Origin of the sequence: Collimonas arenae, assembly GCF_001584165.1 — a bacterium.
GTDB classification, from domain to species: domain Bacteria; phylum Pseudomonadota; class Gammaproteobacteria; order Burkholderiales; family Burkholderiaceae_D; genus Collimonas; species Collimonas arenae.
This window is the reverse complement of record NZ_CP013233.1, coordinates 358,027-382,476: the sequence shown is the minus strand read 5'-3', so window position 1 is coordinate 382,476 and position 24,450 is coordinate 358,027. Positions and strand designations below refer to the sequence as shown.

General features: G+C 57.0%; 17 protein-coding genes and 4 pseudogenes. 9 read left to right on the top strand and 12 right to left on the bottom strand.

The annotated features are described in order from the left end of the window. Nucleotides 1–6: 6 nt before the first annotated feature. Nucleotides 7–1,260 (top strand): FAD-dependent oxidoreductase, encoded by a 1,254-nt coding sequence (locus CAter10_RS01815; protein ID WP_061532051.1) that lies wholly within the window; start codon nucleotides 7–9, stop codon nucleotides 1,258–1,260. Between the two features lie 24 nt (nucleotides 1,261–1,284). Here CAter10_RS01815 and CAter10_RS01810 read toward each other — a convergent pair whose 3' ends face one another. Together CAter10_RS01810 and CAter10_RS01805 are read right to left on the bottom strand one after the other, a co-directional pair. Next, nucleotides 1,285–2,427, bottom strand: coding sequence for a PepSY-associated TM helix domain-containing protein (locus CAter10_RS01810; RefSeq protein ID WP_128082957.1), 1,143 nt, complete (start codon nucleotides 2,425–2,427; stop codon nucleotides 1,285–1,287). Between the two features lie 110 nt (nucleotides 2,428–2,537). Continuing rightward, a complete protein-coding gene (locus CAter10_RS01805; protein ID WP_061535121.1) occupies nucleotides 2,538–4,526 on the bottom strand; it encodes a monovalent cation:proton antiporter family protein in 1,989 nt (662 codons plus the stop codon). Between the two features lie 129 nt (nucleotides 4,527–4,655). Between CAter10_RS01805 and CAter10_RS01800 the strand changes: the two genes are divergently transcribed. The 7 genes from CAter10_RS01800 to hpf all read left to right on the top strand — a co-directional run bounded on the left by CAter10_RS01800 (nucleotide 4,656) and on the right by hpf (nucleotide 10,361). After that, a complete protein-coding gene (locus CAter10_RS01800) occupies nucleotides 4,656–5,687 on the top strand; it encodes a KpsF/GutQ family sugar-phosphate isomerase (protein WP_061535120.1) in 1,032 nt (343 codons plus the stop codon). Further along, nucleotides 5,687–6,289, top strand: a complete 603-nt coding sequence (locus CAter10_RS01795; protein WP_061532049.1) for a KdsC family phosphatase — start codon at nucleotides 5,687–5,689, stop codon at nucleotides 6,287–6,289. Before CAter10_RS01800 ends, CAter10_RS01795 begins: the two co-directional genes overlap by 1 nt. Before the next feature lie 31 nt (nucleotides 6,290–6,320). Then, the gene (lptC, locus tag CAter10_RS01790) at nucleotides 6,321–6,878 is read left to right on the top strand and encodes an LPS export ABC transporter periplasmic protein LptC (protein ID WP_061532048.1); all 558 of its coding nucleotides are present in this window, start codon (nucleotides 6,321–6,323) and stop codon (nucleotides 6,876–6,878) included. A gap of 53 nt (nucleotides 6,879–6,931) precedes the next feature. Beyond that, complete coding sequence (gene lptA / locus CAter10_RS01785; RefSeq protein WP_061532047.1) at nucleotides 6,932–7,474, top strand: lipopolysaccharide transport periplasmic protein LptA; 543 nt, start codon at nucleotides 6,932–6,934, stop codon at nucleotides 7,472–7,474. Beyond that, complete coding sequence (gene lptB, locus CAter10_RS01780; protein ID WP_197467169.1) at nucleotides 7,471–8,229, top strand: LPS export ABC transporter ATP-binding protein; 759 nt, start codon at nucleotides 7,471–7,473, stop codon at nucleotides 8,227–8,229. The genes lptA and lptB overlap by 4 nt, the downstream gene beginning before the upstream one ends. Nucleotides 8,230–8,373: 144 nt before the next feature. Then, nucleotides 8,374–9,855, top strand: a complete 1,482-nt coding sequence (locus tag CAter10_RS01775) for an RNA polymerase factor sigma-54 (RefSeq protein WP_061532046.1) — start codon at nucleotides 8,374–8,376, stop codon at nucleotides 9,853–9,855. 155 nt (nucleotides 9,856–10,010) lie between these two features. Further along, nucleotides 10,011–10,361, top strand: a complete 351-nt coding sequence (gene hpf / locus CAter10_RS01770) for a ribosome hibernation-promoting factor, HPF/YfiA family (RefSeq protein ID WP_061532045.1) — start codon at nucleotides 10,011–10,013, stop codon at nucleotides 10,359–10,361. A 132-nt stretch (nucleotides 10,362–10,493) separates the two neighbouring features. Here the strand turns inward: hpf and CAter10_RS01765 are convergent, their stop codons facing one another. The 8 genes and pseudogenes from CAter10_RS01765 to CAter10_RS01730 form a co-directional block, all read right to left on the bottom strand. After that, entirely contained in the window at nucleotides 10,494–11,183 is a 690-nt protein-coding gene (locus CAter10_RS01765; RefSeq protein ID WP_061532044.1) for a DUF4197 domain-containing protein, read from the bottom strand. 84 nt (nucleotides 11,184–11,267) lie between these two features. Next, nucleotides 11,268–12,419: a deoxyguanosinetriphosphate triphosphohydrolase gene (locus CAter10_RS01760; protein WP_061532043.1), complete on the bottom strand. Its 1,152-nt coding sequence runs from the start codon at nucleotides 12,417–12,419 to the stop codon at nucleotides 11,268–11,270. After that, complete coding sequence (gene aroKB, locus CAter10_RS01755; protein ID WP_061532042.1) at nucleotides 12,416–14,143, bottom strand: bifunctional shikimate kinase/3-dehydroquinate synthase AroKB; 1,728 nt, start codon at nucleotides 14,141–14,143, stop codon at nucleotides 12,416–12,418. The genes CAter10_RS01760 and aroKB overlap by 4 nt, the downstream gene beginning before the upstream one ends. Before the next feature lie 75 nt (nucleotides 14,144–14,218). Further along, nucleotides 14,219–16,405, bottom strand: coding sequence for a type IV pilus secretin PilQ (gene pilQ / locus CAter10_RS01750; RefSeq protein ID WP_231879129.1), 2,187 nt, complete (start codon nucleotides 16,403–16,405; stop codon nucleotides 14,219–14,221). Next, the gene (locus CAter10_RS01745; RefSeq protein WP_335340179.1) at nucleotides 16,402–16,845 is read right to left on the bottom strand and encodes a pilus assembly protein PilP; all 444 of its coding nucleotides are present in this window, start codon (nucleotides 16,843–16,845) and stop codon (nucleotides 16,402–16,404) included. Before CAter10_RS01745 ends, pilQ begins: the two co-directional genes overlap by 4 nt. 100 nt (nucleotides 16,846–16,945) lie before the next feature. Beyond that, nucleotides 16,946–17,604: pseudogene (locus CAter10_RS01740) on the bottom strand (type IV pilus inner membrane component PilO). A 10-nt stretch (nucleotides 17,605–17,614) separates the two neighbouring features. Then, nucleotides 17,615–18,264, bottom strand: a pseudogene (locus CAter10_RS01735) (PilN domain-containing protein). After that, entirely contained in the window at nucleotides 18,264–19,343 is a 1,080-nt protein-coding gene (locus tag CAter10_RS01730) for a pilus assembly protein PilM (protein ID WP_231879128.1), read from the bottom strand. The pseudogene CAter10_RS01735 and the gene CAter10_RS01730 overlap by 1 nt, the downstream one beginning before the upstream one ends. A gap of 428 nt (nucleotides 19,344–19,771) precedes the next feature. Here CAter10_RS01730 and CAter10_RS01725 point away from each other — a divergent pair. Further along, nucleotides 19,772–22,083 (top strand): annotated as a pseudogene (locus tag CAter10_RS01725) (penicillin-binding protein 1A). Nucleotides 22,084–22,165: 82 nt separating this feature from the next. On the opposite strand, the pseudogene CAter10_RS01720 reads toward CAter10_RS01725, so the two are convergent. Both CAter10_RS01720 and CAter10_RS01715 read right to left on the bottom strand, forming a co-directional pair. Next, nucleotides 22,166–23,301, bottom strand: a pseudogene (locus CAter10_RS01720) (DUF2827 domain-containing protein). Then, a complete protein-coding gene (locus CAter10_RS01715) occupies nucleotides 23,298–24,443 on the bottom strand; it encodes a DUF2827 domain-containing protein (protein WP_061532040.1) in 1,146 nt (381 codons plus the stop codon). Before CAter10_RS01715 ends, CAter10_RS01720 begins: the two are co-directional and overlap by 4 nt. Nucleotides 24,444–24,450: the final 7 nt, after the last annotated feature.

Sequence of the window (24,450 nt, the reverse complement as noted above, 5' to 3'; positions counted from 1 at the left end):
CGCGCCATGCTGCGCATAGCCGTCGTCGGCGGCGGCACGGCGGGTGCTGCGAGCGCTCTATTCCTGGCGCGCGCCGGTCACGATGTGACACTGTTCGAGCGCGTGCCGCAACCGGATGCGGTCGGCGCCGGCATCCTGCTGCAGCCGACCGGAATGCATGTATTGGCGGCGCTCGGCTTGCTCGATCCGATCCTGGAGCACGGCGCGCGCAGCGATCGCCTGTTCGGCACCACGGCTTCCGGCCGCATTGTGCTGGATGTTCGCTACCGCCATCACGATCCCGAATCCTTCGGCCTCGGCCTGCATCGCGGAGCCTTGTTTTCGGTGCTGTGGCGTGCGCTGCAAACGGCCGGGATACAGGTCCGCACCGGCATGGAAATCCGCCGCATCGAACAGCGCGGCGGTAAAACGCTGCTGTTTGCACTAAACCTGCAATCGCATGAAACCGATTCCGCGGTCGGCGAATTCGACTGCACCGTCATCGCCGACGGCACCCGCTCGCAGTTACGGGCAGCGCTGCCGATTCCGCAAAAGGTGACGGCCTATCCGTGGGGCGCGTTATGGGCGCTGCTGCCCGACGACGGTTCGCTGCAAGGCGGCTTGCGCCAATGGTTCCGCCATGCGCAGCAAATGCTCGGATTGATGCCGACCGGATTTGCCTATCAACAAATGAACAGCCCAGTGCTCAGCCTGTTCTGGAGCCTGCGCGCAGATCGCTTGCAGCAATGGCAGGATCAGGGGCTTGAAGCCTGGAAGAAAACGGTGTTGGAGCTGGCGCCGATCACATCGGTGCTGCAGCATATTCAGCGGCCAGAACAATTGACCTTTGCCCGCTATGCAGATGTGCAGATGCGCCACTGGCACGATGGCCGCGTAGTCTGCATCGGCGATTGTGCGCACGCCACCAGTCCGCAATTGGGGCAAGGCGCCAATCTGGCGCTGGTCGATGCGATGACGCTGGCGCAATGCCTTGCCGAGGAACCCAAGGTGGAGCAGGCGCTGGCCTTGTATTCGACACGACGGCGCACCCATTTGCGCTATTACCAGGGAGCCAGCAAATTGCTGACGCCATTTTTCCAATCCGATTCGCGCATCGCCAGCACCTTGCGCGACATCGCCCTCGGTCCGTTGTGCCGGATGCCGATCGCACGCCAGCAAATGGCCATGACACTCAGCGGCGGCAAAACCGGCTGGTTGTTCGGCAGCTTGCGGCAGCCCAATATCGCTTCCTTTCAACGGCCGATATTGGAAACAGAATGAGTTCCAAACGGCACGCCCTCGGACTCAGGCTTTATGCAAGCGCCGGTTGCGCACCAACGCTTCCGATTTGCGTTTTTGCAGCCAGATGAGTATCCCCGTAATCGTGAACAGCAGCGGCAGCAGGCCGAGGAACGCAACCAGTATCTTGCCCGGCAAACCCAGCAGCTGACCAGTGTGCAAGCCGTACTGAACGCCGATGAAGGCATCGCCGGACGAGCCTTTGAGCGGATCCAGCGAGTGCAACACATGGCCATCGCCGGCGTCGAGAAATACCCGCACGCTGCCGCCGTCCTGCAAGTCATTCGACTTACGCATGCGGACCTGATAAATACCATGCTTGTCGTCGCGCGCAATGCGTGTCGGCGTTGCTTGCGGCATGCTCGCCTGCGCCAGCGTCAACGCCTGTTGCCAATCGATCCGGGTGTCACCTGAACTGGTGGAAGATTTGGGTGGCGACGTCAATGGCGAAATGCTCGACACAATCGGCCGCGCCACGTCAGGTAAATTCATCACGGCGCCGGTGAACGCGGTAATCACCAGCAACACGCCCGCTACCAAACCGACCGAACGATGCAGGTCGTACATCAGACGGAAGCCACCGGCACCGCGCTTGATTGACAGCGCCTTGCGCCAGCCATTGCGATGTTTGGGCCAGGCCAGCGCAAAGCCAATCAGCAGCGTCGCCAGCCACAGCAAGCCAAGGCTGCCGGAAATGATCGCACCGGTCTTGTCCAACAACAGGTAACGATGCAGCCGGAACAGGAAAGGCATCAGGTTTTGTGGCGCCATGCTGAGCGCCTTCGAATTGCGCTCGCCGACCACGGCGGCGCTGAACGGATCGATAAAGACCGTATCGGCAGCCAGCGTATCTTCCGCTTTCTTTGGACGCAACCGCGCTTGCAGCGGTGCATTGGGCTCGGCATCGATGCCAAAGAATGCCAGACGCGCATGCGGGTAGTCATGTTCGATCACGCCGACCAGTTTATCTATCGGCAAGCGCTCGCCGTTTCCAGCCACGTGATAGAACTGCGGATTCAGCCAGGCGTCGATTTCGTCGTTGAAAGCCAACGCGCTGCCGGTCAGGCCGGCCATGACGATAAACAGGGAGAGCAACAAACCGCTGTAGCGGTGCAGCTTGACCAACCAATGACGTATTGCTTTATTCACAATCCCACACCCAGCCGACAAAAGATGTGTATTGTAATTCTCGATTGAATGAGAATGGGTATTATTTCCAATAATTTACAAACAGCAATGCCGCCACTGCGACAACATTACTAAACTTGCAACAAGCGCCCCTCTGCCCTGGAAATAGCTTCGGCCGCGCCACGCAAGACCACCACATCCCCCACCTGCAGCACCGTCTCCGGCGTTGCGTCGATGCCGCTACGGCCACGCCGCACGGCTGTGACCTCGGCGCCGATTTCCGGCAAACCCAGCCCGGCCAGCGTCTTGCCGATGGCCTTGGCGCCTTCCGGCAACGCCACCGTATGCAGACGCACCTGCAAATGATCGGCGGCATCCGGCGCATCGTCGACGCCATGGAAGAAGCCGCGTAGCGCCGCATAACGCTCGTCGCGCGACGCCTGCACCCGGTGCACCACGCGCCGTAGCGGCACGCCCAGCATGACTAGTGCATGCGAAGCCAGCATCAGGCTGCCTTCCATCGCTTCCGGCACCACTTCGGTGGCGCCGGCGGCGCGCAGCTTGTCGAGATCGGTATCGTCGTAGCTGCGCACGATCACCGGCAAGGTCGGCGCCAGCTCGCTGACATGATGCAAGACTTTCAGGGCCGAGGGCGTACTGGCATAGGTAATCACCAGTGCGGCCGCACGGTGTACACCGGCCGCCACCAGGCTCTCGCGGCGCGAAGCATCGCCATACGACACATGCGCGCCGGCGGCGCGCGCCTCGCTCACACGATCCGGATCGAGATCAAGCGCGTGGTAGCCGATGCCTTCTTCTTCCAGCAACTTAGCCAAGCTCTGGCCACTGCGGCCAAAGCCAGCGATGATCACGTGCTTTTTGGTTGCCATGGTGCGCGTCGCAATCTGCGTCAGCGCCAACGATTGCATCATCCACTCATTGGCCGACAGCTTCATCACGATCGCATCGGACTTGGCCAGGATGAACGGCGCCGCCAGCATCGACAGCACCATCGAGGCCAGGATCAGCTGCACCAGCAAGGGATCGACCAGCTGCAGGCCGCCGGCCTGGTTCAGCAACACGAAACCGAATTCACCGGCTTGCGCCAGCGCCAACCCGGTGCGTAGCGCCACGCCGGTAGAAGAACGGAACAGCTTAGCCAAAGCGGCGATCAGCACGAACTTGAGGAACACCGGGCCAATCAGCAACAGCAGCACCAGCCACCAGTGCTCAATCACTAGCCGCAGATTGAGCAGCATGCCGATAGTGATGAAGAACAAACCCAGCAGCACATCACGGAACGACTTGATGTCTTCTTCGACTTGATGCTTGTATTCCGTCTCCGAAATCAGCATGCCGGCGATAAACGCGCCCAGCGCCAGCGACAGCCCGGCGCGCTCTGTGATCCAGGCGGAAGCCAGCGTGATCAGCAGCAGGTTCAGCATGAACAGTTCCTGCGACCGGCGTCGCACCACGATCTGGAACCAGCGGCGCATCAGCTTCTGACCGAAAAACAGCAGCAGGACCAGCACCAGTATCGCCTTGCCGCTGGCCCAGGCCAGCGTGGCAAGCAGGTTGCCGCTATGCTCGGCGAGCGCCGGCACGACGATCAGCAGCGGCACCAACGCCAGGTCCTGAAACAGCAGGATGCCGATGATGCGACGGCCGTGCTCGGTTTCCAGCTCCAGTCGTTCAGTGAGCAATTTGGAAACGATGGCCGTCGACGACATGGTCAACGCACCGCCCAATGCAAACGCCGCCTGCCAGCTGATATTGATCACATGCGGCAAGACCAGCGCCAACACCCAGCCAAACAGCATGGTAGCGGCGATCGTCAGCAGCACCTGCGCCATTCCAAGGCCAAACACGATGTGGCGCATCGCTGTCAGCTTGGGTAACGAAAATTCGAGGCCGATCGAGAACATCAGGAACACCACGCCGAATTCGGCCAGCGCGTGGGTGGTGGCATTGTCTTCAGCAAACCCGAGCGCATGCGGGCCAATCAGGATACCCACCACCAGATAGCCGAGCATCGGCGGCAAATGAAAGCTGCGAAATGCCACAACGCCCAATACGGCGGAGCCCAGCAGAAGGATGGTCAGTTCAAGTCCGGAAAGCATCATTGATCAATTGGCATGAGAATAGTGTTTTGTTGCTGCAACGCTAACAGCGTACATTGAAGACAGATTAATTGTTTCTGATCGTCACTGGCAAGTTTTTTGCTTTGGGAATTCGTTTATACTTTCGGGATGAGTCTAACCGATACCAAAATTTTGCCAAAAACCCTGCCCAAGACGTTCGATGCCGGCCGTGCGCTGGAGCTTGCCCGCAGCACCCTGCAAATCGAAGCCGATGCCATCATTGCATTGAAAAACCGGATTTCCGACAGCGCCAGCGATCCCTTCGCCCAAGCCGTGTCGCTGCTGCTCACCTGCAGCGGCCGGGTGGTGGTCTCGGGCATCGGCAAGTCGGGACATATTGCCCGCAAGTTCGCCGCCACGCTCGCCTCTACCGGCACGCCGGCGCTGTTCATCCATCCGGCCGAAGCAGCGCACGGCGATCTCGGCATGGTGACGGAAGACGACGCCTTCATTGCCATTTCGAATTCCGGTGAAACCGCCGAACTGATGGCAATTGTGCCAATCATCAAGCGCATGGGCGCCAGCCTGATCGCAATGACCGGCAACGATGCATCGGCATTGGCGCAACTGGCGACCGTCCACCTCAATGTTGGCGTGGAGCAGGAAGCGTGCCCGCTAAATCTGGCGCCGACCGCGAGCACCACCGCCACGCTGGCGATGGGCGACGCGCTGGCAGTGGCGCTGCTGGACGCACGCGGCTTCCGCGAAGAAGATTTCGCCCGTTCGCATCCGGGCGGGGCACTCGGCCGTCGGCTGCTGACCCATGTGCGTGACGTGATGCGCAGCGGCGAAGCGATTCCAGCCGTGACTGCGGATGTATCGCTATCAACTGCGCTGCTTGAGATCACCCGCAAGGGAATCGCCATGACCGCTGTGGTCGACGACAAATTTCATGCCGTCGGCGTGTTCACCGATGGCGATCTGCGCCGCCTGATCGAACAGGTGCAGGATTTCACCAAATTGACCATCGCCGATGTCATGCATGCCAATCCGCGCACCATCGGCGCCGATCAACTGGCGGTCGACGCGGTGCACATGATGGAGCAATTCCGCATCAACCAGTTGCTGGTGACCGATGCCGACGGCACGCTGGTCGGCGCGTTGCATATCCATGATCTGACTCGCGCCAAGGTTATCTGATGGCAGCCGGCATTCCGTACAACAGCGCGTCAGTTAATTCGGCTCTGCCAGAGGCGGAACTGATGGCGCGTGCCGCGCGCGTGCGCCTGATGATTTTCGACGTCGACGGCATCCTGACCGATGGCGGGCTATTGTACGGCGCCGACGGCGAGCAGTTGAAACGCTTCAATGTGTTGGACGGTCACGGCATCAAGCAGTTACAGCAAAGCGGCGTCGCCACCGCGATCATCAGCGCACGCAAGTCCGCAGTCGTCAGCCGACGCGCTGCAGATCTCGGCATCGCCCATGTCCAACAGGGTGTGCACGACAAACACTCTGCATTTATCCAATTACTGGCGCAGCTCCAGCTCGACGCAGAAGCCTGCGGCTTCATCGGCGACGACGTGATCGATCTGCCGATCCTGTCGCAAGTCGGCTTCGCGGCAAGCGTGCCAAATGGCCATCGTGAAGTCAGGGCGCGCGTCCACTATGTCACTCAAACCGCCGGCGGCCAGGGCGCGGCGCGTGAAGTGTGCGATCTCATCATGCAGGCGCAGAACACCTATGAAGCGGCGCTGGCAGCCTATCTGCGCCCCACTCCACAAGGCTCGGCCCCGGCATGAAAATCTCCGCTCCACTTACCGTTTCCGCTTCATGCTGCTGCTGGTCCTGTTCGTGATATTTGCGCTGGGCAGTTTCTGGCTGGTGCAAGTGATGCACAAGGATACCGACGAACTACTGCCGAAGCCGGCGCGCGTGGAGCCGGATTATTACGTGGAAACTTTCAACTACGTGCAAATGTCACCCACCGGACAGCCACGCTACAACATCTCCGGCGACCTGCTGACGCACAATCCGGTCGACGACTCTTTCGACATTCAGAAACCGATCGTGCACAGCCTGGACAAGGAAAAGCCACCGATGAACTTGCGCGCCGACCGCGGCAAGGTTGAAGACGACAACAGCAAGGTGCACCTGTATGGCGATGTCAACGCCGATCGCCCGAAGACTGCGATGGCCGACAATTTTCACTTGAAATCGGAGTACCTGTTGTTGCTGCCGGACGACGATGTCATGCAAACCGATCTGCCGGCAGAAATCACGCTGGGGCAATCGAAACTAAACGGCACCGGCATGTATTTCAATAATTCCACGCGCGTGCTGAAAATGTTCAGCAAGGTCCACGGCGTCTTTCCGCCAAAGCCGCATTAAGCGCAAGGCACACAATTTATGTATGCGGTTCCATCCTTTATCCAGGATTTTTCATGAAACGATTATTTTTGCTTTCTCTGTTGTTGCTCAGCGCCATAGGCATTGCCCATGCGGAAAAAGCCGATTCCGACAAGCCGACGCTGATCGATTCCGACCAGCTCACGTATGATGACGTCAAGCAGGTCAACGTTGCCACCGGCAACGTGGTGCTGACGCGCGGCACACTACTGATGAAGGCCGACCGCGTGGTGGTGACCACCGATCCGTCCGGCTATCAGTATGCGGTCTTGTACGCGGATCCTGGCAAGCTCGCCACATTCAAGCAGAAACGCGATGGCGGCCCGGACCTGTGGATCGATGGCCACGCCGAACGTATCGAATATGACGGCAAGACGGAAGTCACCAAGCTGTTTTCCAAGGCGCAGATGCGTCGCCTGCAGGGTGACAAGCCGACCGATGAGGTCAACGGCGAATTCATCTCCTACGACAGCCGCACCGAATTCTATTCCGTCAACAATACGGTCAACGGCAATAGCCAGCCTGGCGCCGGCCGCATCCGCGCGGTGATCCAGCCACGCCCGAAAGTCGCCCAATGAGCGCCATGCCCGGTAAGCCAAGCAACCTGATCGTTAAAGGCCTGCAGAAGAGCTACGGTGCGCGCCAGGTCGTGCATGACGTTTCACTCAACGTCCAGTGCGGCGAAGTGGTCGGTTTACTGGGGCCGAACGGCGCCGGCAAAACCACGTCGTTCTACATGATCGTCGGTCTGGTGCCATCGGACGGCGGCGAAATCGACCTCGACGGCGTAGACATTTCGCGCCTGCCGATCCATCGCCGCGCAGTGCTCGGCCTGTCCTACCTGCCGCAGGAAGCATCGGTATTTCGCAAGTTGACGGTGGAAGACAATATTCGCGCCGTGCTGGAGCTGCAGCAGCCCAACGGCAAGCCACTCACCAAGGCAGAAATCGACGAACAACTGCAGAAGCTGTTGCATGAATTGCAGATTGAAAAATTGCGCGAGAGCCAGGCGTTGTCGCTCTCCGGCGGCGAACGCCGGCGCGTCGAAATCGCTCGGGCACTGGCGACCAATCCTCGCTTCGTGCTGCTGGATGAACCCTTCGCCGGGATCGATCCGATTGCCGTCATCGAGATCCAACGCATCGTGCGCTTCCTCAAAGAACGCGGCATCGGCGTACTGATCACCGACCACAACGTGCGTGAAACGCTGGGCATTTGCGACCGCGCCTACATCATCAACCAAGGCAGCGTGCTGGCCAGCGGCAGTCCGGACGACATCATTGCCAACGAGTCGGTACGGCGCGTGTATCTGGGCGAGCATTTCCGCATGTAGCCATGCCTGAAATTCTGCTGGTTATTTTCTGAATAAATTTTCCGTTGTCCAATGAGTCGTGGGCAGATTGATGGGCTGTGCTGCTGCAGTCTTCAAGTTCGGTCCCGCAGTTAAGAATAGAAGTGAATTGTCCGCACGAGAGCTATGAAACAATCACTCCAGCTACGCACCTCGCAGCATCTTGCGCTGACACCTCAGTTGCAGCAGTCGATCCGACTATTGCAATTGTCCACGCTCGAACTGCATCAGGAGCTGGAACAAATTCTCTCAGACAATCCGCTGCTGGAACGGGTCGATGACCCACTCGACAACTCCGTGCGCCTGCTGGCCGACGGCGCCATCAGCGGCTCGACCTCGACCATGGATGCACCGGTTGGGGACAGTGAAGTGAGCAGCTCGCCGACCGAAAGCGAAGCCAGTTTCGATACCCCTGCCGCCAGCGAAAGCACGCCAGAAAGCAGTGAAGGCGAATGGAGTTTCGACGATGTCGCCCGCAACGCAAAGACTCCGGACGACGAAGATGCGCGGCCACAGCTGGAAGCTCACGAATCGACATTGCGCGAACACCTGCAGCAGCAGATGCGAGAAACCGTCTCCGATCTGCGCGATCGGGCGCTGGTCGAACTGGTGATCGATGCGCTGGACGACAACGGCTACCTGGAAGAGTCGCTGGAGGAAATCCATGAGCGCCTGCCGGCCGAGCTGGAAATTGACATCGAGGAACTGTCGACGGCACTGAGCATGGTGCAAAGCTTCGATCCGGCCGGCGTCGGCGCGCGCAATGCATCCGAATGCCTGACCTTGCAAATCAATCGCTTTGTCAAAGTGCCATTTGTCACGCGTCGCCTGGCATTGGCGATTGTGCAAGATCACCTGATGCTTTTTGCGCAACGTGATTTCAATAAGATTAAGAAAGCGCTTGAATGTGATGACGAGGACCTGCGTGAAGCGCAGACCATCATCAAGCAATGTAATCCTCACCCCGGCGCGCCGTTCGCCGCCAACACCTCCGACTACGTAGTGCCGGACGTCATCGTCAGGCGCTCAAAGCAAGGCTGGCAGGTCATGTTGAACAATGACGTCATGCCAAGACTGCGCGTAAATGCTCTATATGCCAACATTTTGCGTCAAAGCAAAGGGGAAGGCGCGCTGACTTCTCAGCTGCAGGAAGCCAAATGGCTGATCAAGAATATGCGGCAGCGTTTCGACACTATCCTGCGAGTGGCACAGGCAATTGTCGAGCGCCAGCGGAACTTCTTTTCACACGGCGCGGTCGCAATGAGGCCGCTTGTGTTGCGTGAAATAGCTGATACACTGGGTCTACACGAGAGCACTATTTCTCGTGTAACCACTCAGAAATACATGCTCACTCCCCACGGGATGTTTGAACTGAAGTATTTCTTCGGCAGCCATGTTGCTACTGAGGCAGGTGGAGAGGCTTCCTCAACAGCGATACGGGCACTCATTAAACAACTGATAGGAGCAGAAGATTCAAAAAATCCTTTCTCTGACAGCAAGATTGCCGACATGCTTGCGGAACAAGGTATGGTGGTCGCCCGCCGCACCGTCGCAAAATATCGCGAAGCACTAAAGATTCCGTCTGTTAATTTGCGCAAGGCCTTGTAGTTTTTTGTGGTTTGATTGTAGAGCTTACCCTTGCTGTGTTCAGACAAAGCGGGTTTTACCGATTCTTGCCAGAGCAGTCCGCTCTTGATTGCTCGCCTAAAGATTCAACGCAACCTGTTCAGAACCGCCAGCAATATTCTTCATAGGAGCGCTGTATGAACTTCACCATCAGTGGGCATCACCTCGAATTAACCCCTGCCATTCGCGAATACGTACAAAGCAAGCTGGAACGTATCAAACGCCACTTCGACCAGGTCATCGATATCAGTGTGATTCTGACCGTCGACAAAATCACTGAAAAAGAAAAGCGCCAAAAAGCGGAAATCAATCTGCGCGTAAAAGGAAAGGACCTGCATGCTGAAAGCATCGCTCACGACCTGTATGCCGCCATTGATGCACTGATCGACAAGCTCGATCGCCAGGTGATCAAATACAAGGACAAGATGCAGGATCACCAGCACGATGCCATCAAGCATCTTCCTGAAGAACTACCCGCCGCGACCTGAACCGGCCGTTAATCGAACCCAGGCGTACGAGCTGCATGGCTCGCGCCAATGAATGAACAAGGGCGCAGTCAATGCGCCCTTTGTTATTTTTCCGGGAACAATCATTACCCCGGATTGCCCATACGCCGATAATTACTTCAGCGCACCGAATACCTTGCCGATGATCGCGCTGCCTGCGCCAACCGGATCCTGGCGAATCGCTTTCTCTTCTTCACCGATAATAGTGTACAGCCCATCCAGCGCGCGCTGGGTCACATAACCTTCTACCGTGCTTTGTTGGGCCGGCACCATGCCGGTCTTGCCGACTTGTCCCATGATCGCGTTATATTGCGCCGACAGGCCATTGCGATCGGTCACGCCTTTGACGATGGGCAGGAATTTCTGGCCCAATTCAGCCGAGGTCTTCTGCTTGAAAAAATCGGTCACGGAAGTATCGCCGCCTGTCAGGATATTTTTTGCATCCGTCACCGACATCGATTTGACCGCATTCATCAACAGCGGCTTGGCCAGCGGTACAGCAGATTCTGCAGCGTGATTCATCGACACCACCAGGTCATCCAGCTGCTGGCCCTTGCCAGTCATTTTCAGTATTGGCTGCGCCTTCTCAAGTATGCCCGGCAAACCGATTTTCACTTTGTCGTTATTCAGAAAGCCGTTTTCCACGCCCAGCTTGGAGACGGCAACGTCCGCTCCTTTTTGCAACGCGGCTTTCAGGCCGCTGCTGGCGTCCTGGTTACTCAGGTCGCTCAACGATAGAGCCAGCGCGGCAGTTGCCGACAAGGCCAGAGTCAATGTCACTGCTGTTTGGTATACGCGACGCATAATTGATCCTTGATGAAGTTAAGTAGATAACAACCAAGTCTAACCCAAGCTGCTGCGATGATGCGCTTGGCTTCAGCGCAACCTTTAGAGATGTCCTTCGTCCACCAGAAACAAGCGCCTATGTTCACGTATGGCATAGCGATCGGTCATGCCGGCGATGTAGTCGGCAACCTGTCGCGCCTGTTGCTGCGGACTGTGCTGGCCATCGGCCGGCAATTGATAGTCCGGCGGCAGTAATGCGGGTTCATCGGTAAAACACTCATACAATTCCACGACGATGCGGCGCGCCTTGCTGGTCATTCGATTGACCAGATAATGCCGATACAGGTTTTCGCGCAAGAAGCGCTTGAGAACGGCAGCCTGCTGCGCCATGCCGTCGGAAAATGCGATCAGCGGCGGCGCATTGCGCACATCGTCCAGCGTCTGCACCTTCGCGTCCTGGATTCGCTCCTGCGATGTCTGGATCAGGTCGGTGATCAACGCATTGATCATGCGCCGCACCGTTTCATTGATCGCACGCCGCCCCGTCAATCCAGGAAAAATCCGCTCTACTTCGCGGCTGTGCAACGCGTAGAAATCGATCTGGTTCATTTGCTCCAGCGTCAGCAAACCCGAGCGCAAGCCATCGTCGACATCATGATTGTTGTAAGCGATCTCATCGGCCAGGTTGGCCACTTGCGCTTCCAGCGTCGGCTGCTTGCGGTCGATGAAACGCTGGCCTATATCGCCGAGCTTGCGAGCATTCGCCAGCGAGCAATGCTTGAGGATGCCCTCTCGGGTTTCAAACATCAGGTTCAAGCCGTCAAACGCACCGTAGCGCTGCTCCAGCTGATCCACCACGCGCAAGCTTTGCAGGTTGTGCTCGAAGCCGCCATGCGGCTCCATGCAGGCATTCAGTGCATCCTGGCCGGCATGGCCAAACGGTGTGTGACCGAGATCGTGGGCCAGCGAAATCGCCTCCACCAGGTCTTCATTCAGTTGCAGGTTGCGCGCAATCGAGCGCGCGATCTGGGCTACTTCGATGCTGTGGGTCAGGCGCGTGCGGAACAGGTCGCCTTCGTGATTGACGAACACCTGGGTCTTGTACTCCAACCGGCGGAAAGCGGTGGAATGGACGATGCGATCACGGTCTCGCTGGAATTCGGTGCGGGCGCTGGGCGGCGTTTCGTCAAACAAGCGTCCTCGCGACTGCGCAGAATGTGCGGCGTAAGTGGCGAGAGACGCTTCCGGATTCATCGCGACATATCTCCCGAGGCAAGTTGCTGGATGGTCGCCAGCAACGCGTCCTGCGGCGCGGCACTGATCAGATAACTGCCCAAGGGCTTCATCAGGATGAATCTGATCTGGCCGCCTTCGTTCTTCTTGTCGACCTGCATCAATTCCAGCCAGCGCTGCACGCCAAGATTCGGTGCCTCGGTCGGCAGGCCGGCAGCGCGCACCAAAGCACACAAGCGCTCCTTGTCGATCGCCGTGATGTGGCCCAGGCGATGCGATAGATCTGCGGCCATGACCATGCCGCAGCCGACCGCCTCGCCATGCAGCCATTTGCCGTAGCCAAGGCCGGACTCGATCGCGTGACCGAAGGTATGGCCGAAATTGAGGATCGCACGCAAACCGCCTTCGCGCTCATCCTGCCGCACTACGTCAGCTTTGAGTTCGCACGAGCGACGGATTGCATACGCCAGCGCAGCGTTATCGCGCGCCATCAATTTATCGATATTGTCTTCGATCCATTTGAAGAATGCGGCATCGATCACGGCGCCGTATTTGATGACCTCGGCCAGGCCGGCCGACAATTCACGATCCGGCAGTGTATGCAGCGTCAGGGTATCGGCGATCACCGCTTGCGGCTGGTAAAAGGCGCCGATCATGTTCTTGCCGAGCGGGTGGTTGATGCCGGTCTTGCCGCCCACCGAAGAATCGACCTGCGCCAGTAGCGTGGTCGGAATTTGCACGAAAGGAATTCCGCGCATGTATGCGGACGCAGCAAATCCGGTGAGATCGCCGATCACTCCGCCGCCCAAGGCAATCAGGGTGGTCTTGCGGTCGCATTTGGCAGCCAAAAGACGATCAAAGATCTGCATCAGGCTGGCCCAGTTCTTTTCTTCCTCGCCATCCGGCAAGATGATTTCGAGCACGCTCTTACCGGCCTCCTGCAAGGTCTGGGTCAAACGCTGCAGGTACAACGGCGCCACTGTAGTATTTGTCACCACGGCGACCTGCCGGCCGCTGATCAGGCGCGCAATACGCTCGCGATCGCCCAACAGTGAGGAGCCGATCTCGATCGGGTAGCTGCGTTCTCCCAACTCCACTTGCAGACTGATGGTTGGGGCGTGGTTCTGGGAAGAAACCGGTTGAGTCATAGGAAAATTCGGTGAAATATTGGTTGCGCCGCTCACCTGACTGCCGACAGATTGGGCAATATCTGCCTCAGTGTCGGGATCATCCGGCAACAGGTCAAGTTGGCTCAGGATACTGTGTACCAGGAATTGTACGTTAGGTCGCCCGGTGTCGATGACAATATCGGCCACCTCGCGATAAAACGGCTCTCGTTGCCGAGACAGTTCTTCCAGGCGCCGTCGCGGATCCGCGGTTTGCAGCAACGGCCGGCTTTTGTCGCGGCTGGTGCGCTGGAGAATGTTATGGACGCTGGCCCGCAGGTAAATGACGGTGCCGCGGGATTTCAGATATGCGCGATTTTCCGGCTTCAGGATGGCGCCGCCACCAGTAGCCAGCACGATCCCGCGCCGTGCGCTCAGATCGCGTATCACTTCGGCTTCGCGTTGCCGAAAGCTCTCTTCGCCTTCAATCTCAAAGATCAACGGAATCGAGACGCCAGTACGCGCCTCGATTTCATGATCGGAATCAATGAATAACTTGTTGAGTTTCTTTGCCAGGGCACGGCCAACCGTAGTCTTGCCCGCGCCCATCAGGCCGACCAGAAAGATATTGCCTTTCATGTGCAACGCACCATTTCACCACTCAACCTTTTGCTCAAATGCGGACACCGGCGCTGAGCCGGTGTCCCTGTGCAATTAGTGCGCAGCAATCCGGTCAACAACGACTTTCGGCGTCAGGAAAATCAATAATTCAGTTCGTTTGTTAGTAACTGCCGATTGTTTGAAAAGATAACCCAGAACCGGAATATCTCCAAGCAGTGGCACTTTATTAACATCATTTGAAATTGTCTGGGTATAAATACCGCCGATTACCACTGTACCGCCATTTTCAACCTGAACCTGGGTCTGGACGTGCTTGGTATTGATCGAGACACCGCCAGGAACGACGGCGCCCACGCTATCATTGGTCACGTCAACCGTCAGGATAACGTTGCCGTCAGGCGTGATTTGCGGCGTGACTTCCAGTTTCAGGTTGGCTTTCTTGAATTCAACCGAGGTGGCACCGCTGCTGGTAGCATTTTGATAAGGAATTTCAGTACCTTGCTCGATCAATGCCTTTTGCTGGTCAGCTGTAACGACGCGCGGGCTGGAGATGATCTTCCCTTGGCCATCTGCTTCCAAAGCCGACAATTCCAGGCTGATGAACTTGGATGCCGCTGCATTGAACAGGCTCAAGGCGACCGAACCAGCGGTGCCGGTGCTTGGCGCCGCAGGCAGGTTCACCGAGTTGCCGGTTACGCCTGGTGCCAGATTGCTACCGGTCGTGGTGGTCGTCGTCGTGGCCTGCTGGCCGCCGGCTGCCACATTAGTGCTGCTGAAACCAAAGCCGAGCTTGGCGCCAAGATTGCGGCTGAAACCGTCATTCGCTTCCACCATCCGCGCTTCGATCAATACCTGACGTGAAGCAATATCGACCTTCGAAACCAGATTGCGGATGTTTTGCAAGATAGTCGGCGTATCAGTCACGAACAATTGGTTGGTACGTGGATCGATCACGGCACTGCCGCGCGATGACAGAATGCTGTTTTTCTTGCCGCCGCCGCCACCGCCACCTGCATCATCAATTCCGAATACCTTCTTGAAGGCTTCGGCTTTTTGATAGTTCAGTTGGAAAGACTCGGTGCGTAATGGCTCCAGTTCGGCAATTTGCGAACGTTGCTCAAGTTCAAGCTTCTCTTTGGTCAGCAACTCGTCTTTCGGCGCGATCCAGATGACGGAGCCGTTCTTGCGCATGTCGAGACCCTTGGCCTGCATCACGATATCCAGCGCCTGATCCCAAGGCACGTCTTTCAGACGCAAGGTCAGATTGCCGCCAACGGTATCGCTGGTGATGATATTGAGACCGGTAAAGTCAGCGATCACCTGCAGCACGGAGCGCACTTCGACGTTCTGGAAATTCAGCGACAGCTTGTCGCCGCGATAGCCTTGCGTGCCTTGCGCCAGCTTGTTCGGATCTTCCTTGAGCGGCTTGACCACGATCACCAGTTGACTGTCGGTCTGGTAGGCGCTTTGCTCCCACAGACCCTTCGGCTCAATGATCATGCGCACATTGTCGCCTTGGGTTACCGTCGTAATGGTCTTTACCGGGGTGCCGAAATCACCGACATCCAGCTTGCGGCGTAAGACTTCCGGCAAGGCGGTTTTCAGGAAATCGACCACGACCGTCTGGCCTTGTTGATGCACGTTGACACCGACCTGGGTATTCGGCAGATCGATCACCACGCGGCCCTCTCCTGCTGTTCCACGGCGGAAATCAATATCGCGCAAAGCCGGTTTGCCGTTCAACAATGGTGCTGGCGCCGGTGCTGCGGCCGCGTTCGCTGTAGCTGCTGCCGGGCTTGCAGGAATTCCTGCTGCATTGACCGGTGCGGCCAGGCCACCTGAACCGTCGATAGTGACGACCAGGGTATTGCCATCCAACGCCGTTGCATAAGACAAGGAACGCTTCAGGTTGAAGACCAGGCGCGAGCGGTCGTCCGCCTGTGCCAGGACTACATTGCGGACATCGCCCAGACTGATGTCTTGCGAAGTCTTGCCGGTGGCATTATCGATTCCAATAAAATCCAGCGCGATGCGAGCCGGGCTGATAATCGAAAAACCGGTTGGCGCGGCAGTCAACGGCCGCTTGAAATTGACGCGAACAATAACGTTGGCGCCTTGTTGATTGGCATTGATCGACGTGATGGCGTTATTGTCCGCCGCCAGCGCCGCAGTTCCGGCTCCTGCCAGGAACAGCAACGCGCATAGCATCAACGCTTTCTGTCGAATCGCGCTCAGCCGGCCTACGCTCAGGTTAACGAATTTTTTTCCTGCTGCAATCATTTTGTGCTCTCCTGCAACGCTAACTTGGCATCGCGCTCGACCCATTCGCCGGACGCATCTTGTACGATTTCTTTCAAAGTTACTTCGGATTCATTGATGGCTGTAACCATGCCGAAATTCTGTCCGATGTAATTCCCCACTTTGGCCTGGAACACGGTCTTGTCGACTTGCAGCAAGGCGTAGCTCAAGCCGACTTTCTGCAATGTACCCACCATCTTGATCGTGTCCAACGGGTAGTTTTCCAGAGTTTCACGGCGCCGATCCAGATTCGGCTTCAGGCCGTTCGATTTACCCTGCAACTTCGCCAGCGCCACCAACAGCTTGCTGGGATTATATGGATCGATGCTGGTCGCCCGCCATACACGAAAGGTACGAACTTCTTCGGCTCGGTGAGCTTCGGGATGCCGACCTTGGCATGGCTCTTGGCGTCGGCCATCCACTCCTTCACGTCCTGGACGCCGCTGTCGCCGCAACCTGACAAAGTTGAGATGATTGCGACAAAAAATGTCACCTGGGTCAGACGCCCAATGCGAAAAAACGTCATTTTTGACCTTTCTGTTTAGCTGAATCGGCGACCTTGCGCTGCGCCGCGACTTCGTCCTTATCCAGATAACGGAAGGTCTTGGCAATCGCATCCAGGCTCAGCGAGCCATCTTTGCCTGCTACCAAATTCATGTTGTTCAGGGTCACGATCCGCGGCAGATTGGCGATGTCGCTGGCAAACGAGCCGACGTCATGGTAATTGCCATTCACCTTGATATTGATCGGCAGTTCCGCGTAGTAGTCCTTCACTACCACTTGGCCGGGCTTGAACAGTTCGAACTGCAAACCCCGTCCCAAACCAGCCTGGTTAATATCGGACAACAGCGCATCCATCTCCGCCTTGCTCGGCAGCTGCTTCTCCAGCGTAACCACATATTCGGCGACCTGCTGCTTCTGCTTACGCAGGGCATCGAGGTTGATGGCTTGCTGGATTTTTGACTTGTACTGCTCCTTCAGCTGGACTTCCTTCTGCTCGCCGGCATTCAGTTCGTCCTGCTGGTCGCTCCAGTAAAAAACCAGCCGACCACCAACACCAGTAAAAAGACACCGACGCCGCACAAGATGCGCGGAACGATCGGCCATTGGCCAGGATGGCGGCCATTCAGTCCGCGGAACTGCGCCCCCAGCGAGGCGCCCAAATTATTCAAATCCATGATTGCGCGTCTCTCATTTGATGGTTGCGGGTGGCGCGGCTGCGGCAATGGTGCCGGCGCCAGCTTTTTTCGGTATCGCCCCCGCATCCTTCGCATCCTTGTCAGAAGGACGCTTGATGCCGACGTTAACGGTGAACGCAAACACATGCTTGCTGTCGCGACCGGTACCGCCAATGTTGGCTGCCCGAATTTCAATCAGGTCCGGACGTTCCAGCCAGGCCGAGTTGTTGCCCAAGTTGCGCAGCAACTCGGAAACCCGCTCATTCGATTGCGCATAGCCGTTCAAGGCGACCCGCTGCCCGTCCTGCTTGAAGGAACTCAGGTAGACGCCTTCCGGCACTTGCTTGACCAACTCGTCCATCAGGTACACCGGCTGATTACGATCGCTTTGCAGATCCTCAACAGCCTGCTGCCGTGCCTTCAATGCATCGATTTCCTGCCGGAGTGTCGCCACTTCCTTGATTTCACCATCAAGACGCGCATTTTCTGCAGTGATGAAGCTGTTCCGCTCATTCTGTTTGGAGATGCTGTTGGCGAAAAATGCCCCACCAGCAATACCGTTATCAGACCGACAATCGCGGACAGCACCAGCATGGCGAAATAAGCATTCTTGCGCTGCTTCCGCTTGGCTTCGCGATGCGGTAAAAGATTAATTTTGATCATCAGCCGAACCTCCGCATGGCCAGGCCGCAAGCAACCAGATAGGACGGCGCATCAAGGCGCAATTGTTTTTCCCGCACATTCGGGCCGAGCTGCATGCCGGTAAAAGGACTGACGACCGATGTCGAAATCTTGGCCCGGCCGGCAACCACTTCCACCAGACCGGGGATAGTTGCGCAACCGCCGGCCAGGAACAGCTGGTCCAGACGGGTATAAGGCGTCGAGGTGAAGAAGAACTGGATCGCCCGCGTGACTTCCAGCGCCGCGCTCTCCAGGAAAGGATTCAGCACTTCCTGCTGATAACCTTCTGGCAGGTCGCCGGTGCGCTTCTTCAAATCTGCCTCTTCATAAGACAAACCATAAGCGCGCACAATATCCTGCGTCAGCTGGTTGCCGCCGAATGGCTGTTCGCGCTCATAAATCAACTGGCCGTCCAGCAACGCAGAGACATGAGTAGTCTGGGTGCCGATCTGGAACAGGCCGACGATCTGGCCTTGCCCGGCTTTCGGCAACTGGCCGATGATGCGATTGATCGCTGCGCGCGCTGCATAGGATTCGATATCCATGACAGTCGGCTTGAGGCCCGCAGCTTCCATCACCGCCACCCGGTCCTCGACCTTTTCCTTGCGCGTCGCTGCCAGCAGCACTTCGACGTCGTCAGGCGAATGTTGCGCCGGACCGATGACGTCGAAATCGAGGCTGACTTCATCCAGGGCAAACGGAATGTACTGGCTGGCCTCGGATTCGACCTGCATCTCCAGCTCTTCTTCCAGCATGCCGCTCGCAAGAATGATCTTTTTGGTGATCACCGATGCTGGCGGCATCCCCAAAGCCACCAGCTTGGTGTTCGAGCCGCTTTTTTTCCAAAGCCGCCGGACCACTTCCGTGACCTGCTCGATGTTTTCAATATTGCCGTCCACCACCGCACCGCGTGGCAGCGGTTCAGAGGCGTAACGATCAAGGCGTAATTGATCCTTGCCGGACTCGGACAGCTCCACCAGCCGCACGCCCGATGTACTTATATCAATGCCCACCAAGGGTGGGTTCTTTTTACCGATCAGCGATCCAAGATCGAATGCCAAGAGCATTTCTCCCTGTATGTATTATTTGGGGAACATTCTGCCTACAAGGCGGTCGCATAAACAGAGTACCGTCTCGAAGTTAGGAAAAACCTGTAAAACAGGGCTTACAGCAATGTTAAATTTAGTAACGTGAAATCGTAGCAATAAGAGGACGGTACTGTAAAGAAATTTTCCTGTGGGCAATTGCCTATATATTATGTAATGTTGCGCCACACGCACTCCATCCATGGTAATTTGTTTTTCACCGACAAATTTTGTCTGAATTTCGCAACGAAATTGCACCAGCATCAAGACCGCATGATGCAGAGCAAGTTTTGAGCCAACTGCTGTGCCGCTATAATGCGTGGCATTCCTACTTCAAAAACGCCTCGCATGACGCCTACAGACTCAGCTAGCGACACCCCGATTTCCCCGCACCTCACCGTCGCATGCCACTGCTGTTGCGATTGCTGCTTGGTTTTTTTGGCATTGTTGCCGGTCTGTTCATTATCGGCGCGCTAACTTTTCTGCTGATGCTGGCTATGGCCTATCCGAATTTGCCGGAACTGGACTCGCTCACCGATTACAAACCGAAGATCCCATTGCGGATTTTTTCCGCTGACGGCGTCCTGATCGGCGAGTTCGGCGAAGAGCGGCGCAGTCTGGTGCATATCAACGAGATACCCGACGTCATGAAAAAGGCCGTCCTGGCGATCGAAGACGATCGTTTCTACCAGCACGGTGGAGTCGATTACCAAGGCATCCTGCGCGCCACCTTTTCCAACCTGACCGGCGGCGGCGGCGGCGCCAGCACGATCACGCAGCAGGTGGCGCGTAATTTTTTCCTGACCAGCAATGAACCGACCTTCTTCCAGAAAGCTTCGCGCAAATTTCTCTATGAGATTCCGCTGGCCTGGAAAATCGAGCGCAACCTGACCAAGGACCAGATCCTTGAGGTCTACATGAACCAGATCTATCTGGGACAGCGCGCCTACGGCTTTGCCTCGGCAGCACAGATTTATTTCGGCAAGAAGCTGCAGGACATCACGGTTGCCGAAGCAGCGATGCTGGCCGGGTTGCCAAAGGCGCCGTCAGCCAACAATCCGATCGTCAATCCGAAGCGGGCAACCGTACGCCAGCAATACATCTTGCTGCGAATGCTGCAACTCGGCTACATCACCCAGGCCCAATACGAACAAGCCAAGAACGAGCCACTGCATACCAAGACCGGCGCCAGCGAATTCGGCATTCACGCGGAATTCGTCTCCGAAATGGCGCGTCAGCTGGTGTACGACCAATTCAAGGAAAACACGTACACGCGCGGCCTGAATGTGTTCACTACCATCACCAAGGCCGATCAGGATGCCGCCTATATTGCTGTGCGACGCGGCGTCATGGATTACGAAAAGCGGCGCGGTTACCGCGGCCCCGAAGGCTATATGGACATCCCGGACAGCACCAAGGAGGCAGCAGAAGACGCAATTGAGGTGGAACTGGCAGACCACCCTGACAGCGATGAAATCGTTGCAGCAGTAGTACTGGAAGCCACGCCAAGTTGGTGCGCGCGGTGCTGTCGTCGGGCCAGGAAATCAGCGTCAGCGGCGCCGGCCTGAGCATCGCCACCAATCTGCTGAGCGACAAGGCGCCGCCACAGCGCAAGGTCAAGCGCGGCGCCATCATCCGCGTCATGCTGGAAGGGAAAAACTGGACCATTACGCAGATGCCCGCAGTGGAATCGGCGTTTATCGCCGCCGACACCAAGGACGGCGCCATCCGCGCGCTGATCGGCGGCTTCGATTTCAACCGTAACAAATTCAACCACGTCACGCAGGCGTGGCGTCAGCCAGGCTCGTCATTCAAGCCTTTCATTTATTCGGCATCGCTGGAAAAGGGCTTGTCACCGGCCACCATCATCAATGACGCGCCGCTCACCTACGGCGGCGGCCAGACCGGTGGCCAGATCTGGCAGCCGAAGAACTATGGCAACAAGTACGAAGGCCCGATGAGCATGCGGCGGGCATTGACGAAGTCAAAGAATGTCGTGTCGGTACGCATCCTTGACAAGATCGGTGCCAAATACGGTCAGGAGTATGTGACGCGTTTCGGCTTCGATGCTGACAAAAATCCGCCATACCTGACGTTGGCGCTGGGCGCCGGCGCCGTCACACCACTGCAGATGGTCGGCGGATATGCCGTATTCGCCAACGGCGGCTACAAGGTCAGTCCTTACATCATCAGCAAGATCACCGACGCCAACGGCAACGTGCTATCTCAGGTACATCCGGAAGTAGCCGGCGACGAAGCCAATCGGGTGATCGATCCGCGCAACGCCTATCTGATGGATAGCATGATGCGCGACGTGGTGCGCTACGGCACCGCAGTCAAGGCTTTATCGCTCAACCGCACCGACCTGGCAGGCAAGACTGGCACGACCAACGATTCGCTGGATGCCTGGTTCGCGGGCTATCAGCCCTCGCTGGTCGCGGTCGGCTGGATGGGCTACGATCAGCCGAAGAGCCTGGGCGACAAGGAAACTGGTGGCGGCCTGGCGCTGCCGATCTGGATCAGTTTCATGCAACAGGCGCTGAAAGGCGTTCCGATCGAAGACCGCGTGGTGCCAGATGGACTGATCCACTCAGGCAGCGAATATTATTACGCGGAGTACCCACCGGGAGTCGCCACCCAAAGCCTGGGCGGCGGTACGACAGAACCGACAGAAGAAGAAAAAGCCAAGGACGAAGTCAAGAACGAATTGTTCTGATCGTGCGGAGACTGACAAAAGTCAGACGCTATCGGCCAACCACACCACAGCCGCTCCCTGGATTGACCAGAGAGCGGCTGTTTTACTTGGAATACAAATCGAGCAAGCGCAGTGTATAGATCTCGATATTTTCCGGATAACTGATATCGAGAGTGCGTAACAACTTCTTTGCATTCTGGCGATAATCATCCAACTGCGCGTCATGCGTGGCAAATGCTTTCAACACCGCCTGGCCGCCAGCGAACGAATCGAACTCAGGATAATAGTAGCCGTAGTCGCGAATGAATTCCGAGTTGTGGATCAGCGGATAGCCACCGTACAAGGCTTCGTAATACAGATAATTCTGACCGTTTTCCCAGTGATGCGAAATGATGCAGTCGCCATAGTTGGCCATGAATTCGTACACTGCAAAACGACCTTCAAATGACGCCAGGCCATGGTTCACGACATCGAGCGAACGCGCGAACTGGGTAAACTTCAGATGCTCCTTCAGGTGCAAGGTATTGCATACACGCAGCGAATCCAGGAATCCCGGTTGCGCGCGATACGCCTCCTCACATGCCAGCATCGGCAGCAATGAAGTCTTGACCATGCAGACGTTCGGCTCGAAGCTGCACACTCGCCAACGCGGCTTGCCAGGCTGATAGCCGAAGCTGAGATGACTCGGCAACGTGTCAATGCCCTTTTGAAAAAACAGCGGTGTCCACAAATGCGGCACGATGTGCACCGGCGCCCGCGCGGTCAGGCCGAAATAATCCTTGCAGCTACGCAAGTACTCCGGCAAGGTCCACACTGCATCATAGGGCTTGTTGCTGCACAGGCCGCCATGCGGCTTGTTGAACATCGCACGTTCGATATCGATCACATAATCGTTGCCGACCCGCATCCACGCATAGCGGCCGCCGCGTTCGCGGAATTGGCGCACCCAGTCTTCGTTCAGTTGCGCGCTCATTTCAACCACGACATCAAGCGTTTGCATCGCCTGGTCGAGGCCAATCATGTCGATCCCGAGATCGCCCAGCATCATGGCGTCGTTGACCTGATCGGGCTGACCGTCCAGCACCAGGACTGCCGCTCGACTGCCGGCGACTGGTTGAACAGTTGTACCAGGAAAGCACAGTTCTGGAAGATGCCGTTTTCCCAGATCGATTGCGGCCCGGACCGCACATGCAGCGTTACGCCGACACGTAATTTCCGTTGTGGCAACGAGGTGCTCATGGCTGGCCCTCCACCAGGTGTTGAAGTCTTTTCACAAATGCGTCCACGTTGTCCGTGTTGGCCGGATCAAGCTTGCTCAAGTAGGCCGCCCCGGTTTTTTTATAGTCATCCCAGAATTCGGGTTCCTGATGCCAGGCATCGAGCAGCACCTGCCCGCCAACACTGGCTTCGAAATCCGGGTAATAGATGCCGATACCGTCGGCCTTCAGATACTCTGAATTATGGATCAGCGGATAGCCGCCGTAGAGAGCGTCGTAGTACAGGTAGTTGAGACCACACTCCCATTGATGCGACACCACTGCATCCATCTTTTGCTGCGCCATGCAATCGACAAACGATACGCGCGGCTCGTAGGTCGCCTTGTGCTGCTGGGTCAAATCAAGATTGATCGCAAAACGGTTGAACGTCAGGTGTTCTTTCATCTGCACCGTGTTCATCACCATCATCATGCTGACCGAGCGCGGATCCAGCCGGAATGCCTGTTCGCAAACCAGCATCGGAATGAAGCAGCTTTTGACGACCGAAATATTTGGTTCGAAAATCGCCGTGCGCCAACCGGGCCGGTCTGCGCCGCGGCTCGCCTTGTAGCCGAACCGATGGCCGTCTTTCTCCACCACGTCGATCTGCTTTTGCAAAAACAGCGGCGCCCAAATATGCGGCACAGCATGCACAGGAACACGCGACACGGTACGCAGTAAAGGCCCGCTGGTTTTCATGTGATGCGGCAGTGTCCAAATCTCATGCCATGGCGTGCCATTGAAAATCTGCCCGCTCGCGCCACCGAACATTGGTGCCTCGGCGTTGTCGGCATAGGTATGGCCGACAAACAAGGTGACGATCTTGGCACCCAGCGCGCGAACATGACGCAACCATTCCAGCGGCAGCTGCGCGCCCATTTCAATCACTACATCAATTTCAAATGTTACGTCCTGCGGCTTGACCAACGACACATCTAGCAGACCCAGCCCCATCTCTGCCGGCATGTGATCCAGATCGCCGCCGTTCAACAAAAACACCTTTCCGACTTGCGGACTGTGCTGCAGCAGCATCACCAGGAACGCCAGGTTCTGGTTGATGCCGTTCGACCATATCTGCGCACCATTGACGGCAAAGACGGAAATTCCTACATTGATTTTTTTCATGGATTAG

Coding starts and splice junctions, on each gene's coding strand:
- CAter10_RS01815 (WP_061532051.1), top strand. CDS start 7: ATGCTGCGCATAGCCGTCGTCGGCGGCGGCACGGCGGGTGCTGCGAGC.
- CAter10_RS01805 (WP_061535121.1), bottom strand. CDS start 4,526: ATGCTTTCCGGACTTGAACTGACCATCCTTCTGCTGGGCTCCGCCGTA.
- CAter10_RS01800 (WP_061535120.1), top strand. CDS start 4,656: ATGAGTCTAACCGATACCAAAATTTTGCCAAAAACCCTGCCCAAGACG.
- CAter10_RS01795 (WP_061532049.1), top strand. CDS start 5,687: ATGGCAGCCGGCATTCCGTACAACAGCGCGTCAGTTAATTCGGCTCTG.
- lptC (WP_061532048.1), top strand. CDS start 6,321: ATGCTGCTGCTGGTCCTGTTCGTGATATTTGCGCTGGGCAGTTTCTGG.
- lptA (WP_061532047.1), top strand. CDS start 6,932: ATGAAACGATTATTTTTGCTTTCTCTGTTGTTGCTCAGCGCCATAGGC.
- lptB (WP_197467169.1), top strand. CDS start 7,471: ATGAGCGCCATGCCCGGTAAGCCAAGCAACCTGATCGTTAAAGGCCTG.
- CAter10_RS01775 (WP_061532046.1), top strand. CDS start 8,374: ATGAAACAATCACTCCAGCTACGCACCTCGCAGCATCTTGCGCTGACA.
- hpf (WP_061532045.1), top strand. CDS start 10,011: ATGAACTTCACCATCAGTGGGCATCACCTCGAATTAACCCCTGCCATT.
- CAter10_RS01765 (WP_061532044.1), bottom strand. CDS start 11,183: ATGCGTCGCGTATACCAAACAGCAGTGACATTGACTCTGGCCTTGTCG.
- CAter10_RS01760 (WP_061532043.1), bottom strand. CDS start 12,419: ATGAATCCGGAAGCGTCTCTCGCCACTTACGCCGCACATTCTGCGCAG.
- aroKB (WP_061532042.1), bottom strand. CDS start 14,143: ATGAAAGGCAATATCTTTCTGGTCGGCCTGATGGGCGCGGGCAAGACT.
- pilQ (WP_231879129.1), bottom strand. CDS start 16,405: ATGATTGCAGCAGGAAAAAAATTCGTTAACCTGAGCGTAGGCCGGCTG.
- CAter10_RS01715 (WP_061532040.1), bottom strand. CDS start 24,443: ATGAAAAAAATCAATGTAGGAATTTCCGTCTTTGCCGTCAATGGTGCG.